2 protein-coding genes are annotated in these 931 nt (G+C 62.6%); both read right to left on the minus strand.

The window, feature by feature from the left end; genetic code table 11:
* Positions 1–557: arsenic resistance protein (locus ACGRVM_RS16365; protein ID WP_394624075.1), on the minus strand; the 557-nt coding region annotated here is incomplete at its 3' end.
* Positions 558–567: 10 nt separating this feature from the next.
* Positions 568–903 (minus strand): ArsR/SmtB family transcription factor, encoded by a 336-nt coding sequence (locus ACGRVM_RS16370; RefSeq protein ID WP_377171356.1) that lies wholly within the window; start codon positions 901–903, stop codon positions 568–570.
* Positions 904–931 lie beyond the last annotated feature (28 nt).

The raw sequence follows: 931 nt of genomic DNA on the forward strand, positions 1-931 counted from the left end.
GGGACGACGATGTCCGTCACGCCAAGAAGGAAAGCGACGATCGGTGCAAAGGCGAAGACCATGACCACGTCGTTCACGCTTACCTGCACCAGCGTGTAGGTCGCGTCCCCCCGCGTCAGGTTCGACCAGACAAACACCATCGCCGTGCAGGGCGCCGCCCCCAGCAGGATCACCCCCGCCAGATAGGCCTGCGCGTCGTCCGGCGGAATCAGCCCCGCGAAGACATAGTTGAAGAACAGAACGCCGAGCGCCGCCATCGTGAAGGGCTTGATGAGCCAGTTCACCACTAGCGTCACCACGAGACCCTTCGGCTTGTCCCCGGCGCGGGCCAGCGAGCCGAAATCCACGCCGACCATCATCGGATAGACCATCGCCCAGATCAGGACTGCTACAGGCAGGTTGACGGACGCGATCTCCAGCGCAGCAAGCGCGCCGAAGAGACCTGGGAAAAGATTGCCCAGCAGAAGCCCCGCGCCGATGGCGAGCGCCACCCAGATTGAGAGCCAGCGCTCGAAGGTGCCCAGACCCGCCGCGGCGGGAAGTGAGGTATTGGCCATGGCAGTCTTCCTATGATTGGGGGCAGGCAATCGCGTCGATGACGGGCTGGCACAGTTCAGGACGGCCGGCACAGCAATCTTCCATCAGGAACGCCAGCAGACCGCGCACACCGTCCATGTCCGCAAAGTAGCGAATGCTGCGGCCTTCCCGCGCGCTTCGGATCAGACCCGAGCGGGCCAAGATCGAGAGGTTGGCCGACATCGTGTTTTGGCGCACGCCAAGGGTCTCGCCAATGTCGCCCGCAGACATGCCCGCTTCACCGGCCTTGATGAGCAGGCGGAACACATCGAGCCTCGTCGGCTGGCTTAGGGCAGCGAAGGCCTCAAGAGCGGAGTTATTATCCATATATCGAGAAATACCGATATAATGCGAG

This window comes from Roseovarius aquimarinus, assembly GCF_043661195.1.
Taxonomy (GTDB): domain Bacteria; phylum Pseudomonadota; class Alphaproteobacteria; order Rhodobacterales; family Rhodobacteraceae; genus Roseovarius; species Roseovarius aquimarinus.

Coding starts and splice junctions, on each gene's coding strand:
- ACGRVM_RS16370 (WP_377171356.1), bottom strand. CDS start 903: ATGGATAATAACTCCGCTCTTGAGGCCTTCGCTGCCCTAAGCCAGCCG.